Source organism: Sulfurimonas sp., assembly GCF_028714975.1.
In the GTDB taxonomy this organism is placed as follows: Bacteria; Campylobacterota; Campylobacteria; order Campylobacterales; family Sulfurimonadaceae; genus Sulfurimonas.
The window spans coordinates 1-16831 of the sequence record NZ_JAQTLH010000001.1 but is presented as its reverse complement, the minus strand read 5'-3'; the positions used below and the strand labels follow the sequence as shown (position 1 = coordinate 16831).

15 protein-coding genes and 1 pseudogene are annotated in these 16831 nt (G+C 30.3%); 11 read left to right on the top strand and 5 right to left on the bottom strand.

Annotated elements, in window-relative coordinates:
- Positions 1 to 7 precede the first annotated feature (7 nt).
- The 4 genes from PHQ93_RS00080 to PHQ93_RS00065 all read right to left on the bottom strand — a co-directional run bounded on the left by PHQ93_RS00080 (position 8) and on the right by PHQ93_RS00065 (position 1990).
- Positions 8 to 595, bottom strand: a complete 588-nt coding sequence (locus PHQ93_RS00080) for a hypothetical protein (protein WP_299939371.1) — start codon at positions 593 to 595, stop codon at positions 8 to 10.
- A 12-nt stretch (positions 596 to 607) separates the two neighbouring features.
- Positions 608 to 847 (bottom strand): hypothetical protein, encoded by a 240-nt coding sequence (locus PHQ93_RS00075; protein ID WP_299939370.1) that lies wholly within the window; start codon positions 845 to 847, stop codon positions 608 to 610.
- Positions 848 to 865: 18 nt separating this feature from the next.
- On the bottom strand, positions 866 to 1675 hold the full coding sequence (locus PHQ93_RS00070) for a DUF932 domain-containing protein (RefSeq protein WP_299939368.1): 810 nt from the start codon (positions 1673 to 1675) through the stop codon (positions 866 to 868).
- A 141-nt stretch (positions 1676 to 1816) separates the two neighbouring features.
- Positions 1817 to 1990 carry a hypothetical protein gene (locus PHQ93_RS00065; RefSeq protein ID WP_299939367.1) on the bottom strand — a complete coding sequence of 58 codons (174 nt, stop codon included), beginning with the start codon at positions 1988 to 1990 and terminating at the stop codon, positions 1817 to 1819.
- 265 nt (positions 1991 to 2255) lie between these two features.
- Here PHQ93_RS00065 and PHQ93_RS00060 point away from each other — a divergent pair, with 265 nt between their 5' ends.
- Entirely contained in the window at positions 2256 to 2876 is a 621-nt protein-coding gene (locus tag PHQ93_RS00060; RefSeq protein ID WP_299939365.1) for a hypothetical protein, read from the top strand.
- On the opposite strand, the gene PHQ93_RS00055 is transcribed toward PHQ93_RS00060, so the two are convergent.
- Complete coding sequence (locus tag PHQ93_RS00055; protein ID WP_299939363.1) at positions 2873 to 3112, bottom strand: helix-turn-helix transcriptional regulator; 240 nt, start codon at positions 3110 to 3112, stop codon at positions 2873 to 2875. The two genes, PHQ93_RS00060 and PHQ93_RS00055, sit on opposite strands and share 4 nt — an antisense overlap.
- Positions 3113 to 3225: 113 nt before the next feature.
- Here PHQ93_RS00055 and PHQ93_RS00050 point away from each other — a divergent pair, with 113 nt between their 5' ends.
- From PHQ93_RS00050 to PHQ93_RS00005, 10 genes and pseudogenes are all read left to right on the top strand, one after another.
- Positions 3226 to 4962 (top strand): hypothetical protein, encoded by a 1737-nt coding sequence (locus PHQ93_RS00050; RefSeq protein WP_299939361.1) that lies wholly within the window; start codon positions 3226 to 3228, stop codon positions 4960 to 4962.
- Complete coding sequence (locus tag PHQ93_RS00045) at positions 4955 to 6538, top strand: hypothetical protein (protein ID WP_299939360.1); 1584 nt, start codon at positions 4955 to 4957, stop codon at positions 6536 to 6538. The genes PHQ93_RS00050 and PHQ93_RS00045 overlap by 8 nt, the downstream gene beginning before the upstream one ends.
- 2 nt (positions 6539 to 6540) lie before the next feature.
- Entirely contained in the window at positions 6541 to 6735 is a 195-nt protein-coding gene (locus PHQ93_RS00040) for a hypothetical protein (protein ID WP_299939359.1), read from the top strand.
- 3 nt (positions 6736 to 6738) lie between these two features.
- A complete protein-coding gene (locus PHQ93_RS00035; RefSeq protein WP_299939357.1) occupies positions 6739 to 7620 on the top strand; it encodes a YafY family protein in 882 nt (293 codons plus the stop codon).
- Positions 7621 to 7731: 111 nt separating this feature from the next.
- On the top strand, positions 7732 to 9480 hold the full coding sequence (locus tag PHQ93_RS00030; RefSeq protein WP_299939356.1) for an N-6 DNA methylase: 1749 nt from the start codon (positions 7732 to 7734) through the stop codon (positions 9478 to 9480).
- Positions 9481 to 12507 carry a type I restriction endonuclease gene (locus PHQ93_RS00025; protein ID WP_299939354.1) on the top strand — a complete coding sequence of 1009 codons (3027 nt, stop codon included), beginning with the start codon at positions 9481 to 9483 and terminating at the stop codon, positions 12505 to 12507.
- On the top strand, positions 12501 to 14129 hold the full coding sequence (locus PHQ93_RS00020; RefSeq protein WP_299939352.1) for a class I SAM-dependent DNA methyltransferase: 1629 nt from the start codon (positions 12501 to 12503) through the stop codon (positions 14127 to 14129). The genes PHQ93_RS00025 and PHQ93_RS00020 overlap by 7 nt, the downstream gene beginning before the upstream one ends.
- Entirely contained in the window at positions 14119 to 15390 is a 1272-nt protein-coding gene (locus PHQ93_RS00015) for a restriction endonuclease subunit S (protein ID WP_299939351.1), read from the top strand. The genes PHQ93_RS00020 and PHQ93_RS00015 overlap by 11 nt, the downstream gene beginning before the upstream one ends.
- Before the next feature lie 9 nt (positions 15391 to 15399).
- Positions 15400 to 16437 carry a hypothetical protein gene (locus tag PHQ93_RS00010; protein WP_299939349.1) on the top strand — a complete coding sequence of 346 codons (1038 nt, stop codon included), beginning with the start codon at positions 15400 to 15402 and terminating at the stop codon, positions 16435 to 16437.
- A 162-nt stretch (positions 16438 to 16599) separates the two neighbouring features.
- Positions 16600 to 16831, top strand: a pseudogene (locus PHQ93_RS00005) (hypothetical protein); the annotation flags it as partial.

Genomic DNA, 16831 nt, shown 5'->3' with positions numbered 1-16831 from the left:
TATCTCCTTATGCGGCTATCTGAGAATCTACTAAATTCAGTAGTTCTGCAGCTTGATTGTTAGAGCTAGAGCGTCTAGCGTTGACTTTTATTTTTGCTGGTATCTCTTCTTTAGTAACACCAACTTCTACAAACGAATCTATCTCATTCATACCATCGACTGTAAGCATTGCATCTTTCACGCTTTGCTCATCTACGACTACATTGTAATATCCAAGTTTTATAAGAGCATCTGGGTTGATGATTTTAAAAGTTTCTGTAAGCTTTGTCTTTTGAGGTGTGATTGTGATTGAGGATATAGAGGTTCCGTCTAATCTATCTATGCCATACTCCGCTAGAACTGCTGCTGTTGCTTCAAGGGCTGTAGCTTTTGCAAGTGATAGATTTTTCTTTAAAGCACTCATCTCTTGGATGTCTGCTGTGAGATAGTCTATCTTGTTTTGGATTTCTTGGATACTTAAACCTAAGTAATCGGCTTTTGCATGGTAAGGTTTGTTTGATTCTAAAACTTGTCGTACATAGTTTTTGAACCACTCTTGGCTTTGTGGGTTAATGTTCTCCATTTCGCTTTGGAGACGGTAGTTTGTCATTTTCATAAAGTGTTTCCTTTATTGTTGCAGCTCATTTGCTGTGTTTGATTTATAATCATCCATTTTAGATATGAGATGATGAATACTACGGAGTGCGTTTTCGAGGTAGAGTTCTAGCTTAGGTAGAGTGATTGGGAGTGTATATATCTCATTGGCACTCTTTTTAGCTAGGTAGAGTTGAAGTTGAATGAACTTCATCTCTAGTAGGATTATCTCTTGGGTGGTTGGTCTGTTTGGTGTATGTAATCTGTTTTTCATAGATGCACTTTTTTATGCTTATGCTGCAACTTGGTAAGTTGGCTCCTTAATGGAAGCTATGCGTTCTGCCATATCCCATAAATTTTGATTGACTTCTGCGTCTTTTGAGAGGGAGACTATTTTTCTGCTTGTAAAACGTCTCTTTGTCTCTTTGTTGGTTCCTGAGATGTTGCCACGAAGGAGATTCTCTTGGATAACATTGAGCACAGTGTATAAATCATCACGACTATCTTCTTCTCTATGAGGAACCAGTAAATCTTGATAATCTACTTGTAAGTGTTTCTCAAATCTTAGAGGAATACTACTGCGTGCAAATGACTCTTTTTCATGTTGGCTTAGTTTTATGGACTCTAAGAGTTGAATCTTTGCCATCAGTTTTGGTTTGATGGCTGTAATGTTTGCAACTGCAGTGGCTACATCGTTTTCTCTATCGCCTATGTGTTTTATCTTATAGCTCTCAAATACACTCTCTGCTATGACAAGACCGTTACTGCATACGAAACGAAAGATGCCTGCTGATATGGTAAAGCTTTTGCTTCTGTCGTGAGAGTTAAACAGAAGTAGCTCAACTGCGTTTTCTGGTGGAGACAATAAATCTTCAAAGTGTCTGAAGCGAACGAGGTGTTGTTGGTATCCCTCTTTGTCTTCATCTCTGACTTTTGCTTCTGATACACTGACTGGATACCAGTTGTTTTTCTTAATTTCATCTATGACATCTATGGTCGGGATAAAGTGGTATTTATCGCTTACATCGCTGTGTGGTTGCTCTGTGAAGAGTGCTGGGGCTTGGTTCATTAGTTCTGCGTGGGTTAGTGGAAATTGTGACATGGGTGTATCCTTTTTTTAGTTTTTATGTTTATTCTATGGTTGAAAGTCTTTGAGACTAATCCTGTTGCGACTCTAAAGTCTCTTTGATAATGGTTGCTCCTGCAATAATCACTGCTAATAAAACTGACGGCGGTATCATTTTTATGCTCCTTTTAAAGGCTGGTAGTGTTTGTTATTGATAGGAGTGATTTTAAAAGATTCTTTTTCCATATCATCTAGCTCTTTGCTTGTAGGCTCTTTTGAAAAGTAATCAAGACACTCTGAAAATGACAATCCTAATTCAAAATCTTTTTCTTGTTGATTTTTCATTTTCATAACATACCCCTTGAGCTATTCCAATTTTTACCGTCACACATCAAATCATCAAATGACGGTTTTGTAGTGAACACACAAAACTCTTTTAATTTTTGAAACATTGTGTTTTCTCCTTATGTTTAGTTTTCAAAGTAATCTCCACTTTGTCTATATTGATGATATATTGTTAAAAAATTTTAAAATACAAATTTTTACTTTTAAAACGACACCACCTGTCAGTAAACTATGTAATACTTCTTAAAATGAATATTGAGGAGCATGTGATATGGTTAAACAATTAATTGGAGGAGTTGCACTTGCAGCAACTGGATATGGAGTAAAAAGGTACTTTGAAGATTGTTGTGTTATCAATGGTCTAATTAACGATACTTTAGATAAAAACAGTAATGAAGAAGATAAGGGACACAGTTTTTTTGTAGATTTGTCAAATTACAAAGATGTTTTGCCTGAACTAAAAGAAGCTATAGATAAATATGTAGATGTTAAGGTAAAACTGTTTAACGGTAGTCTAAGAGAATTAAGAACAGCTCTACTTGAGATAAAAAACTTAGATAAAGAGCTGGTAATTACAAATATTGAATTAGTGGAAAAATATGACTTTAAATTTTTTCATAATGAGACTCTAAAAAATATTGAAAAATTTACACAAATACTTCAAAAAACTAAACACTATATTGATAAACATCTTGATAGCCTTGATACAATTATCATAAGCTCAAATGACTTTACTACATACAGTGAAGAAGATAAAAAGTTTGTTGAAAATTTTGCATATCTTTGTACAACCATAGATAAAATTGATAATTCAAAAATGACTTATGACAAGATGACTATATCAAGAGAAGTTAAAAGAGGATTTGGAAAGGTAGAAACGATTATTGATTAAGATTTAGGAGTAAAAAAATCACATAAATCAATTTCAAGTATCTGTGATATTTTTAAAAGTTGTTCAAGATTGAAGTGTTTGTTGTTATAACAAATTTCAGAACCCGATACGACAGAAACTGACTTATAGCCCATTTGTAAAGATAAATCAAGCTGAGACAGATTCCTTGCTTTGCGATATTTGGCAACATTTTTACCAATGATTTGGTAAAGCTGTTCAGGAGTTAGTTTTTCCATGTGTACAACCTACTTATAGTGATTATTCTCTTATAAGTCTAGCTGTTGTACAATCTAATCTCAATCTGTTTTAATACAGTGTATAGTAGTAGATAATACAATAAAGGTATGTAATGAAAAATGTGAATTTATTTATAAAAGATAATATAAAAGCGGTAAATGATGACATTCTTATATTATTAGAAATTTCTGATAAAAAATTAACCAATGCAATAAAAGCTTTTGACTGTGATGAAAATTTACATAAATATGTGATTGCTTTATACGATACTACAAAATTAGGCACAGGTAAAGAAGGTTTACTTTTTACTGGTGAAAAAATACTTTATAATAATGGTAAAGAAATTGTAGTATTTAACTATAAAAATATTAAATCTGTTGAATATTTATCTGAAATAAAAAAAGGTATTTTAGGTAAACAAAATATTTATGAATATATAAAAATAAACATGAATAGTGAAGATTATATTATAGATAATCTATGCGGTATGTTGCCTTCTAAAAACTTTAATTATAATTTACTTGCAGAGTTTATAGATAAAATCATTTCTGAATTTGATACATATAAAGAAGAAGAAAATAAACTAAAATCTTTTGATAAAATGCCTGAAGAATTTAAAATTGCTTATTTAAAAATTATTGTCAATATGACATTTGATGACGATAATAAAATCGATGAAAAAGAATTAGCAGAGTTACTTTTACTAATAACCAGATTAGAGTTAACTCAAGATTCAAGATTTGAAATCAGATTATATATTGCCAATATTTCAAATGAGAATATCATACCTAATGAAGATTTACTCAATAAAGTTATTAACACTTCTAATCTACTACATTATAAATCAATAATGATATCACTTTTAAAAGATATGATAAATATTTATTTTAGTACAAAAAAAGACGAAAGTATAGAGCACATAATAAAAGATATAGATTCAGCTGTAAAAAATAATAAAGAAATTGATATAGAACAAGCTAAAAAAGTCATGTCATCGATAAATTTTAATTTTTTAGAAACAAATAGAAAATTATTTAATGTTTCAGATGAAGATATATTCTTGGCTTATCTGGCAATTGCAAATGATTACAAAATTATACATAAAGATCTTGATGATAATTCAATCAAGAAGATATTTACTGAATTTGGTGCGACAGCTTCTAGTATTGGAGTGCCGTTAGGTGCAGTTTATTTATCAGGAAGTGTAGTTGGACTATCAGCTTCAGGTATATCTTCAGGACTTGCTTTTTTGGGTATGAGAGGATTAGGTTTTTTAAATCCTATGACTGCGGGAATAGCAACTGCCATATTAATTGGAACAGTAACATACAAGGGCATCAAGCATTTAAGCGGTGTAGATAAGCTAGACAAATATAAGACAAGAGAATTTATGTTACATGAAGTTATTAAATTAACACAAAAAACAATTTCAATGTTGATAGATGACATAAATTATGTAATAAGAGCACTCAATGACACTACAGTAGAGCAAAAAAAACAAAATTCAAAAATAAATGAACTTACACTTTTAATGGCAAGTACCTTAAAATGCATAGATAATAAACAAAAACAATCTCAAAACTCAATGAGTAGAATAAAAGTTCCTAAAATTTTAGATGAATCAAGATTAAAAATTTTAACTACAGATGTTGCTAAAGAACACTTATATAGATTAGTAATTGAAAATTACAATAAAGAGACTTTGCTTTTAAATGAATATGTTGATACTGATACTTTAGATGAAATATCAAGAATATTAGAAAATCTAGGCTATTTTGAAACAGATAATGTCTTAAGAGGTGCTGCATTGAATGGGCTAAATAATATTAAAGGTTTACCCAATGGATGAGCAATATTTAAAAGATGAAGCAACTGCACTTAAAGTACAAAAACACCAAATAAATAGTTCTACTTATAAGCTTACTGAGATAGACCAGTCTTTAAGGGACATAAAACAAGAACAAGAGATCAACAATGAAACTTTGGATGAAATGTTCAACAATATGCATACATTGCTACAAGGCGGAGATATTCAATTATCAAATGAAAAAAAGCATACTTTAAGTACATGTAAAGTGGTTGATGAACTTGATAAGATTGAAGCTCATAATAATATGACTTGGAAGGAGTATTCTGATTTAGTTAAGGATTATGGTTTTAGAAATAATCTTGATTTAAAAGATGACCCTTTTAAAGACTTGATGACAGAATCAGAGAAAATAGAATTTCAAAATCGAATAGAAGATGAGTTTACTTTTAAAAATGCTCAATGTGACAAATACGACTATATGATAGCAGGAACATGTGGTGTTATAGCAGGATTAATTGATATTTTATTTGTCTATGTAGATGCAGAAACTGTACCAAAGCTTGATGATAAAGGTAATTTAAAGTATTACGAAAATGGGAAAAAAAAGGGTGAAATAAAAACTAAAAAAGTCCATAAACAAGGTAAACTTAATGATAAAGTTGATGAGTTTGCTTTTAAAATTGTAGAAAAATTTGCAACTTTTGTATGTGAAAAAAATAAAGATATTAGTACAAGACAAAAAGTAATTCAATGTTTAGAAAATAAATTTAAAGTAAATTATGATCAAACCCATACTAACAAAAAAGGCAAAGCTGGAACAAATGGGAAAATTAATAATTTATATCCTTCAAATCATCATTTGAAAAACTTAGGGCATGCAACCGATATTATAGGTTTAATAGTATCAATTTTAAATCAATTTACAAATACTTCAACTTTTGTAAGTGATGGGAAAGTAATTACATTTGAAACTCATGAATCTGAAATAAATTTACAAGGACATAATTTTATTGCTAAAATATTTTGTGGTTTTGCAAATTGGTTTGGACATATAATGTCAGACTTATCAGGTTCAAATAGTTCAATAAAATTAGGAAATAGAGGGAAAGGCGTACCTATACCTTTTTTTGAACTATTTCTACTACTAGATTTTGGAGAGTTTGGTAAAGATAAACAAAAATTTGCAAAAATTGCAACACAAGTTTTTGAAGAAGGTTACGAAGCAAGGCATGGGGTAGCTATGGCTATCCCAGTTTTAATAAATGAATTACTTATAAGATTTATGTATACAATGAAAGGTAAATTTTATCATCAAAAAAAATGGGAAGATTGCATTCCAAAGGAAAATATTCCAGAAGTAAGAAGAATGTTGCTAGTAGGACATGGAACATTATGTATTATGGATGGAGCAGATGCGGCTATTCGTTCAGGCGGAGATATGGTTAAATTTTTATTGAGAACAAATTTAATTGCGTGGGTGAGGTTTGGTCACTTATCATTAAAAGAAGTCTATGCTTGGTACAATAGTGGACAGATTGATGATGAGGCAATGGATGAATATCTTACCAATGATTTAAAAAGAATGTTAAAAGCAGAAATAAAAAAGGGAAAATAATAATGCTAACATATTTCAAAGTACTATTTATACTAACTGTAATGTTTATATCTTTAGCAGTCATCACAAATCTATTTACAACTATCAAGTTTTTAGATTTTGTGTTGGCTTTTGGTATTGCTGTGTCTATATCATTTTTTATAGAGTACGGTAAAGTACAATCAAAATATCTACTTTTTCTTAGAAAATATTTTTAGCAAATGGCAAAATCACACGACACTCTAGCTTATAGACTCTCTTTAATCCTTACAAAACTCAATAGTGGTGAAAGATTCACTGCTATTGAATTATCTGATGAGTTTAATGTAAGTATTAGAACGATACAAAGAGATATAAAAGAAAGACTCTCTTACATACCTATACAAAAAAATGGTGATTACTACAGTATGGAAAGTTATGCTCTAGGAAAACTAAGCTTTGAAGATATTAAAAATTTTGCCACTTTAAGCGGGATAAAGTCACTCTATCCATCATTATCAAATGAATTTATAACTGATATTTTAAATGCAAAACTAAATAGTGCCTACCTTATCAAAAATCAAGGCTTTGAAGATATTAGCTTAAAAAAAGAGTGGTTTGAAATGTTAAGTGCAGCTATAGTTAAAAATAGTCCTGTAAACTTTGAATATAAAGAAAAAAATAGAACTGTAAACCCTTACAAACTTGTAAACAATAATTCTATCTGGTACTTACTTGCAGATGAAAATGACAAACTAAAAACATTTACATTTTCAAAGATTCAAAAGTTTAGATGGGAAGATGACATAAAAATATTTACTCCTAAAAAAGAGTTTTTAGTGCAAATAGTAAAAAACGACACCAACTGGTTTTCAAATGAACTTATCGAAGTAACACTTCAAATAGACAATGAGGCAAAAGAGTATTTTACTAGAAAAGATATATTAGCAAATCAAAAGATACTAGAACAAAATGAGAATCACTTTATCATCTCTACAAAAATATCTTACGATGATGAGATACTAAAGCTTGTAAAATATTGGATACCCTATATCAAGATTGTAAAGCCACAGTATTTAAAAGAGAAGTTAAATGATTCTTTAAAGGGATACTTGCTTAAATAAGTAAATACTAGACTACTTGACAAACTTTTAAAAAACTGATAACATTTCAATATAATCAGTAAATACAAGACTAGTATTTAGTTTTTATTTACTTTATTTTGGAGTGACGTTATGAATGAAAAACAATTTACCGTATTACTTAGAGAATTAAAAGGTGGTTTAAAAGTAGAGCACTTTGCTAAATTTATCTATCTTTTAATCGCATGGAAAAAACTATCACCACAAATAAAGAAAGAAGAACTGACTTTTGAATATTTTTATAATCAAAAGATAGAAACAAAGAAATTTCAATCAGTTGTAAAAGATTTATCAAAATCTATAAAACTATTTGAGCTTTTTTTAAATCAAAATATCAGAATAGATAAAATTGAAAGTAATGAACTTATCAAACTTTGTGGTATAGCTAACGAAGAGTTGGCTGTACCAAATGTTTTTGATATTTTTTATTCTATACTTGATGGCTATATGGATTTTTCAGTTGCTAATCAGATAGCTAATTTCGGAGTGAAGTTGCTAGATGGCAACTGCGATACAATATATTCGCCTTTTAGTAATGGCTACAACATTGCGTATTCTACAGATAAAAAAATAGTTGCTGAATCATTTGCAAATGAATATGTTATAGAGCTAATGAAAATTATAGATGGTATTGATATTGAGTTTACTTTTACAGATCCACTAGAAAATCCAACTTACATTAACCCCAACGCCCCACACTTATTAGAACAGTTTAATTGCATCCTTTCATTCCCACCTATGGGATTATCGACAAACAACGACTTTTTACATACTGATAAATTCAATCGATTTAAATTCCATAAAGTTAAATCAAATAGAGAAGTTGCGCATTTTGAGCATATTTTATCTCAAACTAGTGGTAAAGCCGTTGTTTTGATGCCTGTTGGTTTCACCTACAGAGGCAATCAAGATGAAGAATTTAGAAAATATCTAGTTGAAAATAATCTCTTAGAAGCAGTTATACAGCTGCCACCAAACCTGCATAACGCCACTTCAATTGAAACGACCTTTATCATTATCGATAGACACAAAAAGAATAATGATATTTACTTTTTAAATCTAAAGCATGAAAGCTTTTTACAAAGAGAGGGTAGAAAGCTTGTGCTTAATGATGTTGATAACATTGTATCAATTTATGAAAATAAACAAGAGATAGAAAGTATATCAAGGTTTGTTACTTCTGATGAGATAAGCAATAACAGCTACTCTTTTGCAATTGATAGATACATCATTTCCAGAGGGATTGCAGAGGTACAAAAAAAGCTACAAAGTTTTGAATTAATTAATTTAGAAGACATAGCAGATATCAGAAGATCACAACTATTTAAAGATGAGGGAGAGGGAAAAGAAGTTTATGAAGTATCTCCTTCAGATTTTAATAAAGCTGGATTTCTTTTAGAGTGCGGGAAAATCAAGCAAATCGGCTCACAATATAAAAGACTTCAAACTTACAAATTAGAGCCTTATGATGTACTACTAAGCACTAAAGGAACTATTGGGAAAGTAGCAATAGTCGGTGAAATAAGTGAAACAATCATTGCATCTCAAGCGGTACAGGTTATAAGACTAAAAGCTGCTGATAAAAAAGAAAAAGCAATAGCTCTCTATATGTTTTTAAAATCAAATTTAGGACAAACCATACTTTCGACTTTGGTATCGGGTGTAGCTATGCCACAAATTGCAACAGCAGAGATAAAAAAGCTGAGTATCCCCATTTTAACAAAAGAGCAAGAAAAGCAAACAGTTTTAAACTTCAACAGTGAGATAAAAATGTATAATGAAATAAATAAAATTTATACAGATGTTCAATCAATCCATGACAGTTTTTTAGGAGCAAAGTAAATGAAGTTCAACGAAGACACAAGAGTAAAAATACCATCTATACTGCACTTAACACGCTTAGGGTATGAATATATCTCTATAAAAGATTCATTATGGGATGAAGAGACAAACATATTTAAAGATATTTTTGCTAAAAGCATCAAAAATATCAATAAAAGTTTAGAGCTTAAAGATGATGATATAAATAGACTCTATGGGAATATTTTACTTCTGCTTGAAAACGATGATCTTGGTCGTGCTTTTTACGACAGAATAACCGAAAAATCAGGGATTAAAATAATAGATTTTGATAACTTTTCTAACAATACTTTTAATGTAGTTACCGAACTAACATACAAAAAAGATGAGGATGAGTTTCGACCAGATATTATCTTACTTATAAACGGCATCCCGCTTGTATTTATAGAGGTTAAGAAACCAAATAATACTGACGGTGTAAGAGCTGAACGAAAACGAATAGAAACAAGATTCCAAAACAAAGCATTTAAAAAATTTGTAAATTTAACTCAATTAATGGTTTTTTCCAATAATATGGAATATGATAATGAATCAAGCGAGCCTATACAAGGTGCTTTTTATTCTACAACCTCTTATCATAAACCAATATTTAACTATTTTAGAGAGGAAGAGCATTTTGATTTAGAAGATATGCTTACTCCCCTTGATGAAGATACTGAAAATTTCATCTTAAAAGATAACAACTTAAATGTCATAAAGAACAGTCCAGAATTTCTAACAAATAAAGATCCAAATACTCCCACTAATAAACTTTCAACATCACTCTTTAGTAAAGAAAGATTAGCTTTCATTTTAAAATATGGGATTGCTTATGTAAATGAAACAAAAGGTATTGAAAAACATATTATGAGATACCCTCAAATCTTTGCAACCAAAGCTATAGCTTCAAAACTTGATGAGGGTATAAAAAAAGGTATTATTTGGCATACACAAGGAAGTGGTAAAACAGCACTTGCATATTACAATGTAAAACATTTGACTGATTATTTTCAAGCTAAAAATGTTATTCCTAAGTTCTATTTTATCGTTGATAGAATAGACTTATTGCAACAATCCCATAGGGAGTTCACAAGTCGTGGTCTAGTAGTCCATACCATAAGTTCAAGAGATGATTTTGTAAAAGATATAAAGAAAACTACAGCGATTCATAATCATAGTGGAAAAGCTGAAATTACTGTCGTAAATATCCAAAAATTCAAAGATGACCCAGATGTAGTTACTTCAAAAGATTATAACTTTGAAGTTCAAAGGGTGTATTTTTTAGATGAAGTCCACAGAAGCTACAACCCAAAAGGGAGTTTTTTAGCAAATCTAAATGAATCAGACCCAAATTCTATTAAAATAGGACTTACAGGAACACCGCTCTTAGGAGAGGACTATAACTCTAAGGCTTTATTTGGGGGTTATATTCATAAGTATTACTATAATGCTTCAATAGCTGATGGTTACACACTTAGGCTCATTCGTGAAGAGATAGAAACTAACTATAAACTGCAACTAGAACAGATACTAAAAGATATTGAAATTTTAAAGGGTGATGTAGATAAGAAGTTCATCTATGCTCATAAAAATTTTGTAGAGCCAATGCTTGAGTATATAGTGACTGATTTTGAAAATAGCAGAGTTCGGTTTAACGATAACACTATTGGTGGAATGGTTATTTGTGAAAGTTCAGAACAAGCCAAAGAGATGTTTGAAATATTTAATTCAAAATATGCCAATAGAGTAACCGACAATAAAAAACTTGCTACATCGGCTGCTTTGATACTTCACGACATCGGGACAAAACAAGAGAGAAAAGATTTTGTGGAAGATTTCAAAGATGGAAAAATTGATTTTTTGTTTGTTTATAATATGCTTCTGACAGGCTTTGATGCTAAAAGACTTAAAAAACTCTATCTTGGAAGAATTATTAGAAAACACAATCTTCTACAAGCTCTCACTAGGGTAAATCGGACTTATAAAGATTTTAAATACGGTTTTGTGGTTGATTTTGCGGATATTAGTAAAGAGTTTGATGCTACAAACAAAGCTTATTTTGATGAACTTCAAAGTGAGTTAGGCGATGAGATGGAAACGTACTCAAAACTTTTTAAATCAAAAGAGGAAATAGAGGACGAAATCACAGAGATTAAAGATACGCTTTTTAGATTTGATACTCTTAATGCTGAAAACTTTTCACAGCAAATAAGCCAAATAGAAGATATAAAACAGATGCAAGGGATTGTTAAAGTTCTTGATAATGTAAAAAGCTTATACAATCTTATAAGACTTTTTGGACATTATGATTTACTAGAAAAAATAGATTTTGCTAAATTAACTCTCCTATATAGAGAGGCTCAAAATCATCTTAATATTTTGAATCTCAAAAATAAAATAGAAGATGGAGCAGATACTACAAATCTACTCAATGCAGCACTTGAAGATATTATATTTATGTTTAAGAAAATTGGGGAAGAAGAGCTTATTTTAGCTGATAAACTCAAAGATACTTTACGAAAAACAAGAGAAGCACTTGCTAGTAATTTTGACAAAAAAGACCCAGAATTTATTTCTTTAAAAGAGGAGCTTGAAAGACTTTTTAAACAAAAGAAACTAAGTGAAGTTACACAAGATGAGATGATTAAAAATATTGAAGCACTTAGAAAAATTGATGCAAAAATAAAAGAACTCAATAGACAAAACAATCTACTGAGTAGCAAATACAACAACGATCCAAAATATGCAAGAATTCATAAGAGGATAATAGAGCGAGGTAACATCTCAAAAAGAGAATCTCAAATCTTTGATGCACTTACAGGTGTAAAAATTGATGCAGATGATAAGGTTCTTTCAAATAGTGATATGCTAAATAACGAAAGCTATTTTGAAAGATTGATGATAACAAATGTGATTAATAGATTTAAAAATGAGCAAAAATTTGATATTAATGCAGATGTAACAAAATATATAAACAAACTTGTAATAAATGAATATATAAACGAATTTAATGGAGTGACAGCTTGGTAGCAGAATTTGAAATAAAAACGAAACAGTTAATAGATAGTCTAAAAGGGATATGTGCAAGTTATGGACTTGGCAATGATGGAAATGAGTTTAAGATTATCACTCAAGCATTTTTATATAAATTTCTAAATGATAAATTTGCCCATGAGCTAAAAAAAGCAAACAAAACTATAGCAAATGCCCAAAAATGGGAAGAAGCATTTAAGGCTCTAAGTGATGATGATAGAGAGATGTTAAGTTTACAGTTAGGTGCTGATACAGCGATACTTAAACCTGAGCATCTTATTTCCCATCTTTACAATAGACAAAATGAAGCAGATTTTGCCAAACTGTTTGATGATACTTTGCGAGAGATAGCAAAACAAAACAATGACATATTCGCAGTAAAAACAGATGGTGGTACAAAAATCACACTCTTTGAACAAAATGGACTAAGTAACTTTATCTCTGATGAATCAAAGAGAGATTCTTTTTGTAAAGCCATCATAAACAAAGTTGCTGATTTTAGTTTGGAAAGTATTTTTAACCAAAAGTACGATTTCTTCGCAACGATTTTTGAATACCTAATCAAAGACTACAATAAAGACAGCGGTGGAAAGTATGCAGAGTATTACACACCTCATGCAGTAGCTAAGATTATGGCTGCGATTTTAGTAACTGGTGATGTTAAAAATGTATCGTGCTATGACCCAAGTGCAGGTTCAGGAACACTCCTTATGAATATAGCTCATGCTATCGGTGAAGATAGATGTACTATCTATTCCCAAGATATTTCTCAAAAATCATCAAATCTACTAAGACTCAATCTTATTTTAAATAACCTTGTACACTCAATTTCAAATATTATTCAGGGTAACACGATGTTACACCCATTTCACAAAGAAAATAATAACCTCAAAAAGTTTGACTATATCGTTTCAAATCCACCATTTAAGATGGACTTTACAGACTTTAGAGATGATTTGGATACAAAAGAAAATAAAGAGAGATTCTTTGCAGGCATTCCAAAAATTCCAGCTAAAAAACTTGAATCTATGTCTATTTATAGCCTATTTTTACAGCACATCATCTACTCGCTCAAAGCAAATGGAAAAGCAGCGGTTGTTGTACCGACTGGATTTATCACAGCTCAAAGTGGAATAGATAAAGCGATACGAGAATATCTTATTGAAAAGAAAATGTTAGGTGGTGTAGTATCAATGCCTAGTAATATTTTTGCTACAACTGGTACGAATGTATCTATTGTATTTATAGATGCTTCAAACAAAGAAGATGTAGTGCTGATAGATGCTTCAAATCTTGGTCGTACTGTAAAAGATGGTAAAAATCAAAAAACAGTTTTACAGCCAGAAGAAGAACAACAAATCATAGATACTTTCAATAACAAAGTTCAAGTAGAGGATTTCTCTGTGGTTGTTAGCTACGATGATATAAAAACCAAAAATTACTCTTTTAGTGCAGGTCAATATTTTGATGTGAAGATAGAGTATGTAGATATCACAAAAGATGAGTTTGATGCTAAGATGAAAAGTTTTAGTGATAATTTAGAAGCTATGTTTAGTGAATCAAAAGAGCTTGAGGATGAGATAAAGAAGCAGTTGGTAGGGTTGGTTTATGGTCAGTAAGCCTTTAAAAGAACTATGTATTGAAGGTGAAATAGGCAAATATGGAATACCTGCTTCTGCGGAAGATTTTTCAATAAAAAAGACTAGATATTTAAGAATCAGTGATATTGATGATTTTGGAAATTTAATGGATAACGATAAAAAATCTGTTTCATCTAAAGATATTGATAAATACATTCTAAAAGAAGGTGATCTAGTTTTTGCCAGAACAGGAAATTCTACAGGCAGAGCATATTATCATGAGTTAAAAAATGGCACATTGGCATTTGCTGGATTCTTAATTAAATATGGACTTGATTCAAAAAAAGTTAATCCAAAATATTTAAAGTATTTTACAGTATCGAAACAATATAAAAATTGGGTTGCAAATTTGTCTGTAGGAAGTACAAGGGGCAATATCAATGCTCAAACTTTTGCTGATTGTCCTATATTATTACCATCACAAGAACAACAAAATTTATTAGTAAAAATCTTATCTTCCCTTGATGTAAAAATAGAACTAAACGGTAAGATAAATAAAGAACTAGAAGCTATGGCAAAAACTCTTTATGATTATTGGTTTGTGCAGTTTGATTTTCCTGATGAAGATGGGAAACCTTATAAATCATCAGGTGGGAAGATGGTTTGTAATCAAGAATTAAAAAGGGAGATTCCACAGGGGTGGGAAGTTAAGAAGCTTGATGATGTTATTGTAAAAACTGGCACAGGATTAAATCCTAGAGATAATTTTAAATTAGGTTTTGGTAATAATTATTATGTAACTATTAAAAATATTGAACAAGGGAAAGTGATTTTAGATGACAAATGCGATAAGGTTGATGATGAAGCACTAAAAATAATCAATAAACGATCTGATCTAAAAGTTGGGGATATTTTATTTACAAGTATTCAACCTGTAGGAGTTACATATTTAATCCAAGAGCAACCAAAAAATTGGAACATCAATGAATCTGTGTTTACGGTTAGACCTGATTATAATTTGGTTTCATCAGACTTTTTGTTTATGCTGTTGTCGAGTGATTTTATGAAGGCTTACACAAATAACGTTTCAGCTGGTAGTATTCATAAAGGTGTTAGACATACTGATTTAAAAACATTTAAATTTGCATACTCAGGTAATGAAATCATTAAGCTTTTTGATAAAAAAATAAAACCTATTTTGAAAAAAATGTATGTTAACGAACAACAAAATCAAGAACTAGCAAAACTAAGAGATTGGCTTCTTCCAATGCTTATGAATGGGCAAGTGAGTATAAAATAAAGGATGAAAATGAGTACAAATACAGTTGAAATAAAATCTTTAGATGATATCTTTTTTTATTATTCAAAAGTAAAAGATGGTGAAGTTGCAGATGATGTATTGTCAATATCTATGGATGATTTTTTAGAAAATTTTGAGTTTGTATTAGACTATAAAGACAGTTTAGATCGGTTACATGGAACGATAGATGTTACATTAGCTTCTGCAATAGTTGATTTGCAAGATTTCATCAATAATCTATACAAAGTAATAAAATATCAAGATATACCGCATACTTTGTCTGATGAAGAATTGGCTGCTCTTAGAATCTATGTAAAAATTGCAGATGGCAGTACAAAAGAGATAATAAAAAATATTAGAAAACTACTTGAAAAGATGGTGGAAGATATGACTGGAAAAGAAAAAGTAATCGTAGTGGCTATTGTAGCTATGGCATTAACGGCAGGTTATATTGGTAGTGAGTATTTTGATTATTTAAAACAACAAGATGAGAATAATAAAACAATACAAGCAGGTCAACAAGAAACTGAAAGAACACAAGCTATTATCAAAGGATTTTCAGATGTAACCCGTGAAATACAGTTAAGACCTCTATATAAAGAAGCCATTAAAAATGGTCAAAAAGCGGTATTAAAACCTGTAAGACAAAATAACAGTTATACTCTACAACCATCTGATAATTTAGATGATGATAATAAGACAATTAAAACACCATATATTATAGATGAAGAAAAAGCCAAAAAGATATTAAAAACAAAAAGAAGTACATCAGAGACAGATATTATCAATGATAGTTTTTTTGTAAAATATATCGAAGCATTAGAGGAAAATAACAAGTATAAAGTTAAAATTGCTAGTACTTCTACTGAGATTAGTGGAATTGTTGAGTTTGATACTGATGATGAAGATATTGATTTTAGTATTTTATCGTCGCATTTAGCCAATAGAACAGCTGTCTCACTTACAATTAAGACTAAAACAATTAATGGCAATACGACTATTGAAAAATTAATAGCTACTATTACACAAGAAAGTAGTGACAATTAAATTCTATGTAAGCTTGAAACTGCGTCAGATTGGGTATTAAAATCAATAACAAAGCGCTTATTTAGTTTTTTGAAAAGGTAATATTTCAAGAATACTTTTTAGATTTAATTGACTATTAGGCGATATTCGCCTATAATAATAAAAAATTAGAGAGGTACTAGCATGACGCAACAACAAATTAGTAAATTATTGGATGTACCGGATAGAACTCTAAGAGATTGGAAGAAAAATCGTCACAGGCTTTATAATCTGCTTGAATCTCTAAAGTATGATGAAGCAAAAGAGAAAATAAACGCAGTTGATATTGATGATGTAGTAGTATTTAACCCTAAAAAATACTCTCATAACCTTTTTTGGCAGACAAACGAGCAGAGCCAGCAGAAGGTTTACTCTA